Source organism: Companilactobacillus keshanensis (assembly GCF_003946205.1).
GTDB classification, from domain to species: Bacteria; Bacillota; Bacilli; order Lactobacillales; family Lactobacillaceae; genus Companilactobacillus; species Companilactobacillus keshanensis.
Map to the genome: position 1 here is coordinate 1 of NZ_RHOS01000026.1, position 15,762 is coordinate 15,762.

Here is a 15,762-nt window from a genome sequence, read left to right on the forward strand (position 1 = left end):
CGAACACAGAAGTTAAGCTTCTTAACGCCGAAAGTAGTTGGTGGGAAACTACCCGCAAGGATAGGTAGTTGCCACGCTGTTCCATTGATGGAGGATTAGCTCAGCTGGGAGAGCATCTGCCTTACAAGCAGGAGGTCACAGGTTCGATCCCTGTATCCTCCATCCATGAGTCGTTAGCTCAGTTGGTAGAGCATCTGACTTTTAATCAGAGGGTCGACAGTTCGAACCTGTCACGACTCATTTGCAACAAATATATATAATTACCCATGCGGGTGTGGCGGAATTGGCAGACGCGCTAGATTTAGGTTCTAGTGTCCAGTGGACATGAAGGTTCAAGTCCTTTCACCCGTATTACAATATTGTTGTTGCAATATTGAGAGATTTTTATTAAAATTGAATAAGCATAATTCATTTTATGCCGACTTAGCTCAGTTGGCAGAGCATCTGTCTTGTAAACAGGGGGTCGGAGGTTCGAATCCTCTAGTCGGCATTAATGCGGAAGTAGTTCAGTGGTAGAACATCACCTTGCCATGGTGGGGGTCGCGGGTTCGAATCCCGTCTTCCGCTTTCATTATAGTAACGCCGGGGTGGCGGAACTGGCAGACGCACAGGACTTAAAATCCTGCGGTAAGTAATTACCGTACCGGTTCGATTCCGGTCCTCGGCACTATAATGAATATGCACCCATAGCGCAATTGGATAGAGTGTCTGACTACGAATCAGAAGGTTGTAGGTTCGACTCCTACTGGGTGCATTGTTTTAACTCGGGAAGTGGCTCAGCTTGGTAGAGCACCTGGTTTGGGACCAGGGGGTCGCAGGTTCGAATCCTGTCTTCCCGATTGCAATCGCAATCGTTGATTGTTATTTTTGGCGGTGTAGCTCAGCTGGCTAGAGCGTCCGGTTCATACCCGGGAGGTCGGGGGTTCGATCCCCTCCGCCGCTATTTATTCCGGACCTTTAGCTCAGCTGGTCAGAGCAAACGGCTCATAACCGTTCGGTCGTAGGTTCGAATCCTACAAGGTCCATTGAATGGAATAAACGCTTAGATTTCTTTTATTAAAATTATCGCGGGATGGAGCAGTCTGGTAGCTCGTCGGGCTCATAACCCGAAGGTCGTAGGTTCAAATCCTGCTCCCGCAATTAGCTTTAAAGATAATTTGGTTCCTTGGTCTAGTTGGTTAGGACGCCTGCCTGTCACGCAGGAGATCGCGGGTTCGATTCCCGCAGGGACCGTCGTAGTGTTTATACATTACAGTTTATTTTGTATTTTGCGGGTGTAGTTTAGTGGTAAAACCACAGCCTTCCAAGCTGTTGTCGCGAGTTCGATTCTCGTCACCCGCTTTGCCACTTGTAATGGGCCTATAGCTCAGCTGGTTTAGAGCGCACGCCTGATAAGCGTGAGGTCGATGGTTCGAGTCCATTTAGGCCCACTATTTGGAGAAGTACTCAAGTGGCTGAAGAGGCGCCCCTGCTAAGGGTGTAGGTCGTTTACGCGGCGCGAGGGTTCAAATCCCTCCTTCTCCGTTTTTATGACCCGTTGGTCAAGTGGTTAAGACACCGCCCTTTCACGGCGGTAACATGGGTTCAAATCCCGTACGGGTCATTGATGTTAACTCATCAAATATTTATATAGTTTTACATTTTTAAGCATGGAGGATTACCCAAGTCCGGCTTAAGGGAACGGTCTTGAAAACCGTCAGGCGGGTCAAACCGCGCGTGGGTTCGAATCCCACATCCTCCTTTAAATTAGTTTTATTTATTTTTATTATCGCGGGATGGAGCAGTCTGGTAGCTCGTCGGGCTCATAACCCGAAGGTCGTAGGTTCAAACCCTGCTCCCGCAATTAGCTTTAAGAATTAATTTGGTTCCTTGGTCTAGTTGGTTAGGACGCCTGCCTGTCACGCAGGAGATCGCGGGTTCGATTCCCGCAGGGACCGTTAAATGGCTCGGTAGCTCAGTTGGTAGAGCAATGGATTGAAGCTCCATGTGTCGGCGGTTCGATTCCGTCCCGCGCCATTTTGGAGGGGTAGCGAAGTCTGGCTAAACGCGGCGGACTGTAAATCCGCTCCTTCGGGTTCGGTGGTTCGAATCCACTCCCCTCCATAGTTAGGGATATAGTTTAAAGGTAGAACTACGGTCTCCAAAACCGTCAGTGTGGGTTCAATTCCTACTATCCCTGTTTCTACCTTTTTATTATGGCGGTATTGGTGAAGTGGTTAACACATCGGTTTGTGGTACCGACACGCGTGGGTTCGATTCCCACATACCGCCCTTTTTTTATTGGGTTATAGCCAAGCGGTAAGGCAATGGACTTTGACTCCATCATGCGCTGGTTCGAATCCAGCTAACCCAATTGTTTTGAAAATATGTATGGCGGTATAGCCAAGTGGTAAGGCAGAGGTCTGCAAAACCTTCATCACCGGTTCAAATCCGGTTACCGCCTTTGGGCTATGCCTATATAGATAGAATTAATACCTTGCCGGTGTGGCGGAATTGGCAGACGCGCGGGATTCAAAATCCCGTTCCTGTATAAGGAGTATCGGTTCGACCCCGATCACCGGTATTAATATAGAAAACATTTTTAAACCTAGATGCTAATAATTTAGCATTTAGGTTTTTTTTAGTTTCTTATTGACTTAAAGTAAACTTCAAGTGTTTTAATGTTCTATGGAGTCACTTATGGAGGTAGGAATATGAAGAAACAAACTGCTGGACAAGAACAATTGGGTGAATTTGCACCTCAATTTGCTAAGTTAAATGATGATGTATTATTCGGAGAGGTATGGAGTAAGGAAAATCAATTATCTGCTCATGACAGATCAATGATTACTATCGCAAGTATTATTTCCGCTGGTAACATGGAACAATTGGATGCACATTTAAACATTGGTAAAAATAATGGTATTACCAAGGAAGAAATTGTTGCTGAAATTACACATCTTTCATTTTATGCTGGATGGCCTAAAGCTTGGTCGGCATTCAATCGTGCTAAAGAAATTTGGAAAAATTAATATATTTTTAAATGGCCTCTTTGTCTATCAAGGAGGCTTTTTTCTACGCTATAATAAAAGGTATTGATATGTTATAGGAGAAAAAATGAAAAAAATTACAGCAATTTTAGTTATGATGTTGTTCTTTTTGTTAGGATTGATCCAGACTGAAACTGGTGTCAAGGCTGATGGAAATTATGATATTAATAAGTATCTAGTTAATGTCAAAGTACATAAGGATGGTAACGCTGAAGTTACTCAAAAAATAACTTATAAATTTGACGGGGATTTTCATGGGGTTTATTTTAATCAAGATCTAAAGGGAATAAAGGGTGTAAAAGATCCCAGCGTTTCAATAAAAGATAAAGAGGGTACTAATTCTTTATCGGAGTCTAACTCTGAAATGGATAATACATTTAATGTGAATAAGAACTCAGATAAAATGAAAATAAAGGTTTATCATAATATTTCTGATAGTTCAGCTACATTCATATATCGTTACAAACTATTTGGTGTAATAACAAATTATAAAGATACTGCAGCATTAAATTGGAAGGTGATTGGTTCTGGATGGGACGAGCCTTTGAATAATGTTAAAATTTCAATTCAGCTTCCTGAACAGAATATTAGTCAATTACAGGCTTGGTCACATGGTCCACTGAATGGTTATACTGATGTCGATAAGCAGAGTGGGACGGTTACTTTGTCTGTTGATTATGTTAATGCTAATCAGTTTGTTGAGAGTCACATTATCTTTCCAACATCAGTAACTGCAAGCAATACTAACATAGTTAATAAAGATGCTAAGTCAAGTATTTTGAAGCAAGAAAAGAAATTAGCTGAGAATGCCAATGAACAGCGAAAAATGCCTAAACGTATTTTCTATATTGTATTAGCAATTTTTATATTTATCGTGGTCCTAATTTATGCATTTATATATCGATCCTTAAAAAAAGATCCAATTCAAAAGCACGCTATGCCGACTCCTTTGAATCACTGGTTTGAAATTCCAGAGGTCAGTCCAAGTATGGCTCAAATTATTTTAGAAAAAAAAGAAACCGCTAGTAGCAGCGGCTTAACTGGAGATCTTCTAGTTGAAGTTAATAATCATAATTTAGAAATAACCAAAAAGGATAATACTTTTGAAATTAAGGCTATAAAGATGCCCAAGGATAGAATGTTTCAATATTTGATCAATAGTATTGGTAATGGAAAAAGTGTAACAATCAAACAGATCAATGATAGTTCTAGTAGTAAGCTATTTGGAAAATATGAATCCTGGACTAGACGTGCTGCTAAGGGGCGTAAAGCTTATTTTGATTTTAACAATATGAGTAAGTTGAAAACATTTCTTGTTGCCGCTGTGGCTACGACCATTCTATCGTTCATTATGGGAATAGTTGGTATCATAAATTATGTCCAAGGGTTGCCATTGGTGGCTTTGGTTATGTTAATAGCCTTAATTGTTGCTTGGGGATCATATGTATATGCTAAAAGAAATATTTCTGTTTATACAGAAAAAGGTGAAATTTTGGCTAATGAATTACGTGGATTCGAACAAATGTTAAAGGATATTGAGGATATCAATTTAGCTGAAGTTGGGGACTTGATTTTATGGGAACAAATTTTGCCATATGCGGTTGCCTTTGGAGTATCAGAAAAGGTCGTTAAGGCATTAAAGATGCATTTTAGAGAAGAGGTGCAAACTGATCCCGGATTTGCTTACTATTACTGGGGAGTTGCCGGATTGTCAGGGAACATGGACTTCACGTCATCTATTACTAATTCGTTTAGTTCATCCGATACTTCTAATTCCAGTATTGGCGGGAGTTCTGGTGGCTTTTCTGGAGGTAGCTCAGGTGGATTCGGTGGTGGATCAGGTGGTGGGGCCTTTTAGTTCATAGGGTCAAATCAATAAATTGATCGTATTGCTGGCTAGCAGTCAATTTGAATTCACTGGTATTATCCATATGTTGAAATAATCTGATTCCATTGCCAAGAATATCAGGAGTTATTTGTAATTGCAGACTGTCAATCAGATGGTGTTTAATTAAGTTTGATATGACTTTTCCACCGCCAATGATCCAAATATCTCTTCCAGTTTCTTGTTTTAATTCTCTGATGAGTTTTTCCACAGGTATACTTTTAGAAATTACGTTTTCGGAGTTGATTTTTCGATGAGTCAATACGTAGTTAGTTGTGTCTGGGTAAGGGAATTTATCAGTGATATTCATCAGATCATCATAGGTTTGTCGTCCCATAATGGTGGTGTCAATATCTTTAATAAACGGTTGATAGCTTTTTTCCATGATATCAGTGTCTTCATATTTGAATAACCAGTCTAAACTATTATTTTGATCGGCTAAATATCCATCCAAACTCATGGCACCGTAAAATTTGATTTTTCTCATAAAAATTCTCCTTTTTGTTTAAGAATACTAAATGTTTTACGATAAAACATAAAAAATGTAATATTAAGATATATCGGTAAAAGGGAGTGCATTGATGAGTATCTTAACTGAGTATTATACGTTATCAAATGGTGTTAAAATACCAAAAGTTGGATTTGGTACATGGCAAATTCCAGATGGGAAAATAGCCTATGATTCTGTAACTAGTGCTTTAGATAATGGGTATCGTCATATTGATACTGCTTTGGCATACGGCAACGAGGAAAGTGTTGGCAAGGCAATCAGAGATTCAGGTATCAGTCGCAAGGATATCTTTATTACATCTAAGCTACCTGGTCAAACTAAGACTTACAAGGGGACTATGGATGATTTTAATACCACTATGAAGAATTTGGATATAGATTATCTTGATCTTTATATTATTCATGCTCCATGGCCATGGACTGAAATTGGTAAAAATTGTGATAAAGAAAATCGTGATATTTGGAAAGCAATGGAAGAAATCTATGCTTCTAAACGTGTTCGTGCTATCGGTGTATCTAACTTTACAGTTCATGATTTAGAGAATATTAAGAAAGTCGCTAAGGTTCAACCAATGATTGATCAAATTCAATATTATGTTGGTTTCACTGAACCCAAGATATCAACATTTGCTAAAGAAAATAATATTTTAATTGAAGCTTATTCACCATTGGCTACGGGTGGTTTAATCCATAATGAACAAATTAATCAAATTGCTGAAAAATATCAAGTAAGTGTTCCACAATTGGCATTGCGTTTTGTTATTCAAAATGGTGCATTACCATTGCCAAAGGCTACACATGTAGAGCACATAATAGATAATGCTAAATTGGATTTTGAAATTAGTACTGATGATATGAAGAAATTGAATGAATTTCCTGATACTTCAGATGCTGATCACCATAATCCTACACAAGGGTAAACAAAAAGAGCTGGAGAATTTTCCAGCTCTTTTTTATTGTTTATTAAGCTTTACGACGTTTAAAGTAAATAACACCTGTAAGAAGAAATAGACCGATAACGCTTATTAAAGCACCTTTTTCGGTACCTGTTTGTGGTAAGTATGTTGCTGAATCGTTACTATCATCAGTACCTTCATAAGGAGGTGTTGGTTTAATTGGGTTTTCACCCTCATCGACATCTACATTACCATTGTTATCCGTGTCAGGATTACCAGGATCAACTATGATTCCACCACCATCTGTATTTCCTTCGTTACCGTCATTACCATCTTTATCAGAACCGGTTGGATCGTCTAATGTAACTAGAGTTCCCACATTATCACCCTCACTATCGACTGTGAACCAGATTTTATCGGTATTCAAACCGAATCCCTCTGGAGCCTTTGTTTCAAGGAAGTAATAAGTTCCGGGTAAGACATTGTCAACTTTCAAGAAACCATCTTCATCTGTAGCGACAGTTGTTAAAGCATTTCCATTAATGTCGAATAAAGTATATTCGGCGCCGGGAATGCCAACTGTACCGTTTTCAGAATTAAATTTTTGAAGGGTAACAGTTGAATTACCATCACCACCGGATTCCAGTTCATTTTCTATTGAAATGATTGCTGGAGTTAAGTTGTCGGCTGTAATATCAATTTCAATATCTTCACCAACGATATGACCAGCGGGGGCCTTAGTTTCGTGAATTGTATAATGACCAACTGGTAGGTTGTATACATAAGCAGCACCATTTTCGTCTGATGTTACATGTGCTACAATTTTACCATTTGAATCAATGATATCAAATTCGGCACCTTGTAAATAATCATGAGTATTAGCATCAAGTTTTTCAATTGATAGGGAACCTAACTCAACACCATCAGGTTCATCTTTGGCTGTTACCTTTATTGGTTTAGTCGTTTGACCTGTGATCGAGAAATGAATTTCATTATTATTTTGTTGGAAACCAGCTGGAGGAGTAACTTCTTTGAAATAGTAGTCACCAGCAGATAAGCCTGTAACATTTATTTGACCATATTGGTCAGTAGAAAGATTAGATTTAACTATCTCGTCTTTTGAATTATATAAGTTATAGACCGCATTTTCCAAAAGAGCACTTTCATTTTGGGCGTTATATTTTTCTAAAATAACGCTTCCTTTAAGACTACCATCACCATTACCGGAATTGTTGCCATCGGCGGTTACACTACCGTTAGCAACTTCACTACCAGGGCCACCACTACCATCGGTTGTCCAATCCATTGTTGCTTTATTTCTAAATATGGTTCCGTTTGTTGCTAAAGCTGGATCAGTTATCTTAGTTTGTAAAGTAACTGCATAGAATTGGCTACCAGGATTAAGGATACTTAAATCGAATCCATCACCTTTTTCAGTAATTGTATAATCACTAGGTGTGCTTAATAGGTTATCCTTTTTATAGTATCCGGGACTAGTCCAGTGAGCTGTATATACATTGACTGATCCAGGGATGTATTGAAGATTCTTATCCGTAATCGTATCGTGGACATTTAAAGTTTTAAGATCTAATTCATTCCTATTAACTAAAATCGTCCAGTTTATAATTGGATTGCCATCCGCATCATATCCCATGCTACCTTTTTTAGAGATATTATTTTGCGAGACTGAAACGTTCAAGTTCAGGTCTTTATCACCATTAATGGTTGGAAAGTTGACGTTATTATCACCAGGTTGTGCATCTTTACCGACCCCAAGACCGGTTTGAATGTTTATGGAACCTGAATAATCATCTTTTCCCTCAATATTAGTGAACTCTACGGTAATAGTATTGTCGCTATTTAAAGTAACTTTACCTATCTCCTTGCCTGCATTATCAAGCAATGGAAAGTTGGTACTAGGGTCTCTGACTTTCAGGGTTCCTGGTAATTCAATTGTCCAAATGTCTCCATTTTGAAGATTTTTACCGGTTGCGTCCCAATCAAAAGTCATACCTACATTGCTACCTGAAGCATGTGAATCCTTACCATCAGTTATTTCTACATTTGATAAGAGGTCACCAGTACTATAATTAGCAGCAGCAACTTTTGTTGTATTAAATGTAAGAACGAGTATTAATATACTAAAGCTGGCTACAACTAATGCCAAGTAGGCACGTAATTTTTTCCCCATTATTTTTCCCCCTTTTGTATTTACAATACAATCACCATTATAAAATTAATCGTTTAGTAAACACAAGTTGATGAATAACATTTAATATATAATTTTATATTAATAAAGTTTGTGAAATACATTTTTTTATAATCATTAATTGCTGATTTGGTGGAATCTGTATTGTGAAAAAGTACCATATATCGATTGAACATAATATTTATATACAATATATAGTTTTGAAGTGTTATTATAGTGAATGTTGATTTTTTTTAGATATTTGGAGGAGAATAATGATGATCGTATTGAGCGGCACAATTGGGGCCGGTAAGAGTTCTTTGGCTACTATCTTGTCAAAGCATTTAGGAACAGAAGCATTTTATGAACAGGTAGATGACAACCCGGTTTTGCCACTTTTCTACGCTGATCCTAAAAAATATGCATTCTTGTTGCAAATTTATTTTTTAAATAAGCGTTTTGAATCAATTAAACAAGCTATGTCAGATGACAACAATGTATTGGACCGTTCTATCTATGAAGATTCATTATTCTTTCATATGAATGCTGATATGGGACGTGCCACTCCGCAAGAAGTAAAAGTTTATGATGAACTTCTTGATAACATGATGCAAGAATTACCATATGCTGCTGCTAAGAAGGCACCAGACTTATTGGTACATATTGATATTTCATACGATACTATGATCAAACGTATCGAAAAACGTGGACGTGACTACGAACAACCAGAACAGGATCCAAGTCTGGTTGAATACTATCATGAATTATTAGGTCGTTATGATGGTTGGTACGACAATTATGATTACAGTCCTAAAATGAAGATCGATGGAGACAAATTTGACTTTGTTGAAAATCCTGATGATCTTAAAAAGGTTTTAGCACAAATCGATAATGAACTTGTTAGTCGTGGTGTAGTAGAAAAATAACTACTATAATATATCCCATCGAATTTATTCGATGGGATCTTTTTTACACAAAAATTGCTGAATCATGAAAATTACGTTAGTCTTAATAAGACAGTTTACTGGTGACCTGTCCTATAAAAACAGTGGGGGATTTTGTTTTGAGAGAATTAGATATAAGAGATATTACAAGAATTGCTATTATTGCAGCATTGTATGTTGCTTTGACAGTAGCTCCAGGTCTATCAGCATTTGCTTATGGACAGATTCAATTTAGAGTATCAGAAATTTTGATGTTATTACCGTTTTATAATCCTAAATACAGTTGGTCATTGATTTTAGGATGTTTCATTTCAAATGTTTTCAGTGGTTCGTTAGGAATCTACGATATGATATTTGGCACTTTGGCAACCGCTTTAGCCTGTTACTTGATTACAAGAGTTCCAAATCGTGATAACATGTTATGGACTGTTCCGATAATCTGTGCTGTGGTCAATGGGTTCATTGTTGGCGCAGAGCTATATTTCATCCTGAAATTACCATTCTGGGTTAATGTCGGATCAGTTGCTATCGGTGAATTTGTAGTTGTTGTCATCGGAGCAATAGTGTTTTATCTCTTGATGAAGAACCATAATTTTAGTAGATTATTTAATTAAGACATTGCAGAGGGAGGAGACTCCTTCTTTTTTTTGTTATAATCATCATTATAAAGATTGCGAGGAGATGCTTTTTTATGAATATCGGAATTTTTACCGATACATATTTCCCTCAAGTTAGTGGAGTTGCTACATCAATTCAGACTTTAAAAAATGACTTGGAGCGTAAAGGGAATTCGGTTTATATTTTTACAACAACAGATCCCAATGTTTCAAAGGACACGATCGAACCTAATATCTTTCGTTTAGGCAGTGTTCCTTTTATATCATTTACTGATCGTCGAATTGCTATTCGAGGAATGTTCCATGCGGTCGAATTGGCCAAGGAATTGAAATTGGATATTATTCATACACAGACTGAGTTTTCATTGGGAATGATCGGTAAGTTTGTCGCAAAACAGTTAAAAATACCTTTTGTACATACTTATCACACTATGTATGAGGATTATTTGCATTACGTTTTAAATGGACATTTGCTGAAGCCATATCATGTTAAACAAATGTCTAGAATGTTCTTAAAAAATGCATCTGGAGTTGTTGCCCCAAGTAAGCAGGTTAAAAGTACCCTAGATCGTTATAAGATCAAATCACCAATTTCAATTATTCCTACTGGTGTAGATTTATCTGAATATACAAAACCAGTAAATACGATTCATCTTCGAGAGAAATTAGGTATTTCTTCAGATACACCAGTTATTTTAATGTTAAGTAGAATTGCTTTAGAGAAAAAAATTGACCATATGTTGCACAGCATGCCGGAATTATTGAAATACGATCCTGACATTATGCTAGTAATAGTTGGTAATGGTCCTGATTTTGACGAATTAGTTCAAATGTCAGAGGATTTAGGCATCAGTGATAATGTGATTTTTACGGGAGAAGTAGATCATGATAGCATTTCTCCTTATTATCACATGGCAGATCTATTCGTTTCATCTAGTGATACAGAATCACAAGGACTGACTTATATTGAGGCGATAGCTTCAGGAGTTAAAATCGTGGTCAGAAGTGCCCCATATACAGATCAACTATTGTCAGATCCTTCAGTCGGAGTAACCTTTAATCAAGATAGCCAACTTGTTCCACGTATCATTGCTTATTTGGATCATCCAAATTCATTTGATGATCGTGAAGCACGTCAAAAGATCCTTTATAATATTTCTTCAGATAGCTTTGGAAATTCAATTATAGATTTCTATCATAAAGCAGAAGATTATTTTGTAAGAGAAGAATTATCAGATTCATCAATCAATCCAGAGGAGTATTCTAATGATTAAAATCACTATGTTTTCATCAGCCGATAAAGTAGCCGGCCAAGGAGTTGGTAGTGCTTATATTGAATTGATCAATTTACTGAAAGAACGTTTCAGTAAAGATTTCGATATCAAAATCAACAACTATGGAAAAAGTGATTTAAGTCATTACCATACTATCGACCCACAATTTTACTTGTCGACGTTCTCAAAAAAAAGAGGCCGTCGAATTGGTTATGTCCATTTTTTGCCAGAAACACTTGAGGGTAGTATCAAATTACCTAAATTGTTCAGAAATATTTTCTATAAATATGTGATCAGCTTTTATAAGAGAATGGATCAAATCGTTGTGGTTAATCCAACTTTTATTGATAAATTAGTTGCGCATGGACTGGATAGAAGGAAAATCAAATATATTCCTAATTTTGTTTCGACCAAAAACTTTTATGAGAAAACAGCCGAAGAGAAGGCCAATTTTCGTAAAAAAATTGGAATCTCGGAAGATAAATTGATCGTCTTTGGGGATGGTCAGGTTCAGGAACGTAAGGGAATTGATGATTTCTATAAATTAGCGCAAGATAATCCTGACATTGAATTTATCTGGGCTGGTGGTTTTTCATTTGGAAAAATTACCGACGGGTATGATCGCTATAAGGATATGATCGAAAAAGCACCTAAGAATATGAAATTTACGGGAATTGTTGACCGGAATGATTTAGTTAACTATTATAATGCTTGTGATTTATTCTTATTGCCATCGTATGACGAGCTGTTCCCAATGTCTGTATTAGAAGCTTTCAGCTGTGGAGCACCGGTACTACTACGCGATTTGGAATTATATCAAGCTATTATTGATGGTTATTATCAACCAGCTAAGGATCGTGGCGAGATGAATGACTTTATTAGAAAAGTTGCAAAAGATCATTCAATCTTGGATAATTTTAAAAAGAAATCGAGATTAGCAACTGATTATTACTCTGAAGATCATTTGAGTAAAATATGGTATGAGTTTTATACGGATCAGTATAAAATTGCTAAACAGGATAAATAATGAGTAGAAAAAACATTTTTGCGATTTTTGTAATGTTGGGTTTAGGATTAGGAATATTCTGGTGGGAAGCTAGAAATATTGATTTTGAATCTTTGATTACAACTATCCGAAGTTTGAATTACTTTTGGTTATTAATTGCTTTTGTCTCCATTATGCTTTCGTATGGTGTCGAGGCAATGGTTTTACATACTTTATTGAAGAAAAAAGAAGATCGCAAATTTGGTTGGTGGGAAATGTATCGTATCCCACTTATTCAAGCTCTATTCAATGCCATTACGCCTTTTTCATCAGGTGGACAGCCAGCACAGTTGGTAGGATTGATGCAGTCAAAGATTGATGGTGGTAGGGCTAGCTCGGTTTTATTGATGAAATTTATTATCTATCAGACGATGGTTTTAATTAACTTCATTATCGCTATGTTGGTTAGCTTTCGAAGTGTTGCCCAGCATTTTTCAGGATTGGCAACATTAATAGTTTTTGGAATGGTGATACATCTTGTAACTATTTCTTTCTTATTAATGATCATGTATTACTATGATTTTACGAAAAAAATGGTTCAAGTAGTCTTGAAACCAATATTATTTTTTTTAAAAGATGAAAAACGTGATAAAATTTTACAGTCAGCTATAAAAAGTATTGATAGTTTTTACAAAGAAAGTTTAGTTTTAAAAAAAGAGAAGGCCAAAGTTATCAAAGCCGCTCTTCTTACTGTAATACAACTGTTCTTGTACTATTTTGTAGTCTATTTTGTCTTGTTGGCCTTAAATTGCGATCATGTAAACATAGTTGATGTTTTAGTAATGCATATTATGATTGTAATGATCGTATCTATCTTCCCGATTCCTGGTGGTTCTGGGGGAGCAGAATTTAGTTTTAAAACACTATTTGCTGGCTTCGTACCATCAACATCGGCTTTGATACTGGGTATGTTTTTATGGAGATTTATTACATACTATTTGGGGATGTTTTTGGGGATTATTGCTGTTTCAAGGAAACCAAAAATTAGTAAACATCAGGTTGTAAGTAAATCTATGGAGCGAAAATAATGAAGCGTATTGTTAAAAGTATTTCTAAGTTCTTAAATACTAGGTTGGGATTTGTAATCTTTGCCGTACTTTTATTTACATTAAAAACGATCTACGCATATACGACTAAATTTAACCTAGGGGTTAAAGGTCCGATTCAAACGTTTTTGATGATAATAAATCCAATACCGATCATGTTGTTACTGTTCGGTATAGCGTTATACATGAAAGGTAGGAAGTCATACATCTTCTTACTTATCATTGATTTTTTGGATACTATTTGGTTATTCTCAAATGTTCTTTACTATCGAGAATTTTCTGATTTCTTAACGATGGTATTGATCAAAGGATCAGGGTCAGTATCTAATAATCTAGGGAAAAGTATTATGGGAATAGTAGAACCAACTGATTTCCTAGTCTTCTTAGATGTTTTGATATTGATTTTATTGTTGGCATTCCATGTAATCAGAATGGACGTAAAACGCTTGAATTGGAAAATACCAGTTCTAGTCAGTTCATTGGCAGTTCTATTGTTTGGTGCAAACCTGACATTGGCTGGTAGTGATCGTCCACAACTATTAACTAGAACATTTGATAATAACTATATTGTTAAGTATTTAGGGTTGAATGTATTTAATATTTATGATGTGGTCAAGACCACTAGGACGAATGCCGTTAAAGCACAGGCAAAGAGTTCCGATCTGGATTCAATCGAGAAGTATATGAAGAATAACTACGTGACGCCTAATGTTGAATACTCAGGTGTGGCTAAAGGAAAGAATGTTTTCATTATTCATTTGGAAAGTTTACAACAGTTTATGATCGACTTTAAATGGGATGGGGAAGAAGTAACTCCCAACCTGAATAAGCTCTATCATGAAGACGACACTCTGAGTTTCGACAATTTCTTTAACCAAGTTGGTCAAGGTAAGACCGCCGATGCTGAGTTAATGCTTGAAAACTCGTTGTTTGGTTTGCCAGAGGGATCGGCTATGGTAACAGATGGTACAACTAATACTTTTCAAGCTGCTCCGGCCATTTTAGATCAGCAAGGATATACCACGGCCTCATTCCATGGGGATGTTCCAAGCTTCTGGAATCGTGATAACACCTATAAATCTTGGGGATACGATTACTTCTTTAGTTCGGAGTACTTTAATGTTAAGAAGGGTTACGATATTGGATATGGTATGAAAGATAAGATTTTCTTGAAGGATTCCTCCAAGTATATCGAGCAATTGCCACAACCCTTCTATGCCAAATTGATTACAGTAACCAACCATTATCCATATACTTTGGATAAGAAGAATCAATCTATCTCAAAGACTGATACGGGAGATAGTACTGTTGACGGATATGTCCAGACAGCTAAATATTTAGATGAGTCAATTGGTGAATTCATGAACTGGCTCAAAGAATCTGGTCTGGATAAGACAAGTATGGTCGTACTCTATGGTGATCACTACGGTATCTCCGATAATCATAAGAAGGCCATGGCTAAACTTACAGGAATCAAAGGATTTAACGATTTTGATAATGCACAATACCAACGTGTTCCATTTATGATTCATATGGATGGACTAAAAGGTGGTATTAACCATACTTATGGTGGCGAAATTGATGTCTTGCCTACACTCTTAAATCTTTTAGGTGTCAGCGATAAGAATATGATCCAATTCGGTAGTGATTTACTGTCTAAGGATCATCCACAAACTGTAGCCTTTAGAAATGGTGATTTTGTTACACCAACTGTAACCAAAGTGGGAAGTAACTACTATAATACGAAGACAGGTAAAGTCGATAAGAAGATTACAAGTGAGCAGAAGTCCACGTTGTCTAATAAGGTAACTACGGAACTCTCACTATCAGATCGTGTCGTTAATGGAGATCTTTTGAGATTCCATACTGTACCTGGATTTACTAAGGTAGATAAGAAAGACTACTCTTATAAGAAGAGTACAGCCCTTAAGAAATTAAAAGCATCACAGAAGAAGGGCACGAGTGTATTGGCTCAGAATGATGATAAGTCATTAACTGATCTTTATACTACTGATGCGCCAGAACTCAGTGATGACAAGTAAAATATGAAACGTCTGTAAATTATTCAGTTTATAGGCGTTTTTTTGTTGGACTTTTTTTGACCCACAGTAGTAAAATATAGAAGTAATGTTAAATATGTATCAATTATTTTAACTTTTTTTCAAAAAGGGGTTGCAAGACGCAATTCTAATTGGTAATATATTACCTGTTGTTGCGACAGAGCAACGGCGACAACGTATTGATGAGTTTCATTCATCTTTACCTTCAAAAAATTATTTTAAAAAGTTGTTGACATTAACTTGTCCAATTGATAAGATAATTGAGTCG

General features: G+C 36.7%; 11 protein-coding genes and 26 tRNA genes. 35 read left to right on the top strand and 2 right to left on the bottom strand.

The annotated features are described in order from the left end of the window. Positions 1 to 89: 89 nt before the first annotated feature. From EKM64_RS10470 to EKM64_RS10605, 28 genes are all read left to right on the top strand, one after another. A tRNA-Val gene (locus tag EKM64_RS10470) sits at positions 90 to 162 on the top strand. Positions 163 to 167: 5 nt separating this feature from the next. Then, positions 168 to 240, top strand: a tRNA-Lys gene (locus EKM64_RS10475). Between the two features lie 28 nt (positions 241 to 268). After that, positions 269 to 351, top strand: a tRNA-Leu gene (locus tag EKM64_RS10480). Between the two features lie 66 nt (positions 352 to 417). Then, positions 418 to 490: transfer RNA gene (locus EKM64_RS10485), tRNA-Thr, on the top strand. 5 nt (positions 491 to 495) lie between these two features. Then, positions 496 to 567, top strand: a tRNA-Gly gene (locus EKM64_RS10490). 14 nt (positions 568 to 581) lie between these two features. Then, a tRNA-Leu gene (locus EKM64_RS10495) sits at positions 582 to 667 on the top strand. Positions 668 to 680: 13 nt separating this feature from the next. Continuing rightward, a tRNA-Arg gene (locus tag EKM64_RS10500) sits at positions 681 to 754 on the top strand. Between the two features lie 11 nt (positions 755 to 765). Continuing rightward, a tRNA-Pro gene (locus tag EKM64_RS10505) sits at positions 766 to 839 on the top strand. A 30-nt stretch (positions 840 to 869) separates the two neighbouring features. Further along, a tRNA-Met gene (locus EKM64_RS10510) sits at positions 870 to 943 on the top strand. 8 nt (positions 944 to 951) lie between these two features. Beyond that, a tRNA-Ile gene (locus tag EKM64_RS10515) sits at positions 952 to 1,025 on the top strand. A 41-nt stretch (positions 1,026 to 1,066) separates the two neighbouring features. Continuing rightward, a tRNA-Met gene (locus EKM64_RS10520) sits at positions 1,067 to 1,140 on the top strand. Positions 1,141 to 1,159: 19 nt separating this feature from the next. Continuing rightward, positions 1,160 to 1,233, top strand: a tRNA-Asp gene (locus tag EKM64_RS10525). A 37-nt stretch (positions 1,234 to 1,270) separates the two neighbouring features. After that, positions 1,271 to 1,341, top strand: a tRNA-Gly gene (locus EKM64_RS10530). Positions 1,342 to 1,355: 14 nt separating this feature from the next. Beyond that, positions 1,356 to 1,430: transfer RNA gene (locus EKM64_RS10535), tRNA-Ile, on the top strand. 6 nt (positions 1,431 to 1,436) lie between these two features. Next, positions 1,437 to 1,524 (top strand) — tRNA-Ser (locus EKM64_RS10540). A 7-nt stretch (positions 1,525 to 1,531) separates the two neighbouring features. Further along, positions 1,532 to 1,603: transfer RNA gene (locus tag EKM64_RS10545), tRNA-Glu, on the top strand. A gap of 48 nt (positions 1,604 to 1,651) precedes the next feature. Beyond that, positions 1,652 to 1,741 (top strand) — tRNA-Ser (locus tag EKM64_RS10550). 28 nt (positions 1,742 to 1,769) lie between these two features. Next, positions 1,770 to 1,843, top strand: a tRNA-Met gene (locus tag EKM64_RS10555). A 20-nt stretch (positions 1,844 to 1,863) separates the two neighbouring features. Next, positions 1,864 to 1,937 (top strand) — tRNA-Asp (locus EKM64_RS10560). 6 nt (positions 1,938 to 1,943) lie between these two features. Then, positions 1,944 to 2,016: transfer RNA gene (locus tag EKM64_RS10565), tRNA-Phe, on the top strand. 4 nt (positions 2,017 to 2,020) lie between these two features. Then, a tRNA-Tyr gene (locus EKM64_RS10570) sits at positions 2,021 to 2,103 on the top strand. A 5-nt stretch (positions 2,104 to 2,108) separates the two neighbouring features. After that, positions 2,109 to 2,179: transfer RNA gene (locus EKM64_RS10575), tRNA-Trp, on the top strand. A 19-nt stretch (positions 2,180 to 2,198) separates the two neighbouring features. Next, positions 2,199 to 2,271: transfer RNA gene (locus EKM64_RS10580), tRNA-His, on the top strand. Positions 2,272 to 2,281: 10 nt separating this feature from the next. Continuing rightward, positions 2,282 to 2,353: transfer RNA gene (locus tag EKM64_RS10585), tRNA-Gln, on the top strand. Positions 2,354 to 2,372: 19 nt separating this feature from the next. Then, positions 2,373 to 2,443: transfer RNA gene (locus EKM64_RS10590), tRNA-Cys, on the top strand. Between the two features lie 35 nt (positions 2,444 to 2,478). Then, a tRNA-Leu gene (locus EKM64_RS10595) sits at positions 2,479 to 2,563 on the top strand. 130 nt (positions 2,564 to 2,693) lie between these two features. Then, entirely contained in the window at positions 2,694 to 3,011 is a 318-nt protein-coding gene (locus tag EKM64_RS10600; RefSeq protein ID WP_125678366.1) for a carboxymuconolactone decarboxylase family protein, read from the top strand. 85 nt (positions 3,012 to 3,096) lie between these two features. After that, positions 3,097 to 4,887, top strand: a complete 1,791-nt coding sequence (locus EKM64_RS10605; protein WP_125678368.1) for a DUF2207 domain-containing protein — start codon at positions 3,097 to 3,099, stop codon at positions 4,885 to 4,887. A gap of 1 nt (position 4,888) precedes the next feature. Here EKM64_RS10605 and EKM64_RS10610 read toward each other — a convergent pair whose 3' ends face one another. Continuing rightward, positions 4,889 to 5,401 carry a dihydrofolate reductase family protein gene (locus EKM64_RS10610; protein ID WP_125678370.1) on the bottom strand — a complete coding sequence of 171 codons (513 nt, stop codon included), beginning with the start codon at positions 5,399 to 5,401 and terminating at the stop codon, positions 4,889 to 4,891. A gap of 94 nt (positions 5,402 to 5,495) precedes the next feature. Here EKM64_RS10610 and EKM64_RS10615 point away from each other — a divergent pair, with 94 nt between their 5' ends. Then, positions 5,496 to 6,344 (top strand): aldo/keto reductase, encoded by an 849-nt coding sequence (locus EKM64_RS10615; protein WP_125678372.1) that lies wholly within the window; start codon positions 5,496 to 5,498, stop codon positions 6,342 to 6,344. Between the two features lie 43 nt (positions 6,345 to 6,387). Here the strand turns inward: EKM64_RS10615 and EKM64_RS10620 are convergent, their stop codons facing one another. Then, positions 6,388 to 8,511 carry a SpaA isopeptide-forming pilin-related protein gene (locus EKM64_RS10620; RefSeq protein WP_125678384.1) on the bottom strand — a complete coding sequence of 708 codons (2,124 nt, stop codon included), beginning with the start codon at positions 8,509 to 8,511 and terminating at the stop codon, positions 6,388 to 6,390. A 275-nt stretch (positions 8,512 to 8,786) separates the two neighbouring features. Between EKM64_RS10620 and EKM64_RS10625 the strand changes: the two genes are divergently transcribed. From EKM64_RS10625 to EKM64_RS10650, 6 genes are all read left to right on the top strand, one after another. Continuing rightward, positions 8,787 to 9,434 (top strand): deoxynucleoside kinase, encoded by a 648-nt coding sequence (locus tag EKM64_RS10625; RefSeq protein ID WP_125678386.1) that lies wholly within the window; start codon positions 8,787 to 8,789, stop codon positions 9,432 to 9,434. Between the two features lie 137 nt (positions 9,435 to 9,571). Beyond that, positions 9,572 to 10,066, top strand: coding sequence for a QueT transporter family protein (locus EKM64_RS10630; RefSeq protein ID WP_125678374.1), 495 nt, complete (start codon positions 9,572 to 9,574; stop codon positions 10,064 to 10,066). A 77-nt stretch (positions 10,067 to 10,143) separates the two neighbouring features. After that, positions 10,144 to 11,343, top strand: a complete 1,200-nt coding sequence (locus tag EKM64_RS10635; protein WP_125678376.1) for a glycosyltransferase family 4 protein — start codon at positions 10,144 to 10,146, stop codon at positions 11,341 to 11,343. Further along, positions 11,336 to 12,370 carry a glycosyltransferase family 4 protein gene (locus tag EKM64_RS10640; protein WP_125678378.1) on the top strand — a complete coding sequence of 345 codons (1,035 nt, stop codon included), beginning with the start codon at positions 11,336 to 11,338 and terminating at the stop codon, positions 12,368 to 12,370. Before EKM64_RS10635 ends, EKM64_RS10640 begins: the two co-directional genes overlap by 8 nt. Next, entirely contained in the window at positions 12,370 to 13,416 is a 1,047-nt protein-coding gene (locus EKM64_RS10645) for a lysylphosphatidylglycerol synthase transmembrane domain-containing protein (RefSeq protein WP_125678380.1), read from the top strand. The genes EKM64_RS10640 and EKM64_RS10645 overlap by 1 nt, the downstream gene beginning before the upstream one ends. Further along, positions 13,416 to 15,476, top strand: a complete 2,061-nt coding sequence (locus EKM64_RS10650) for an LTA synthase family protein (RefSeq protein ID WP_125678382.1) — start codon at positions 13,416 to 13,418, stop codon at positions 15,474 to 15,476. Before EKM64_RS10645 ends, EKM64_RS10650 begins: the two co-directional genes overlap by 1 nt. The last annotated feature ends 286 nt before the right edge of the window (positions 15,477 to 15,762 follow it).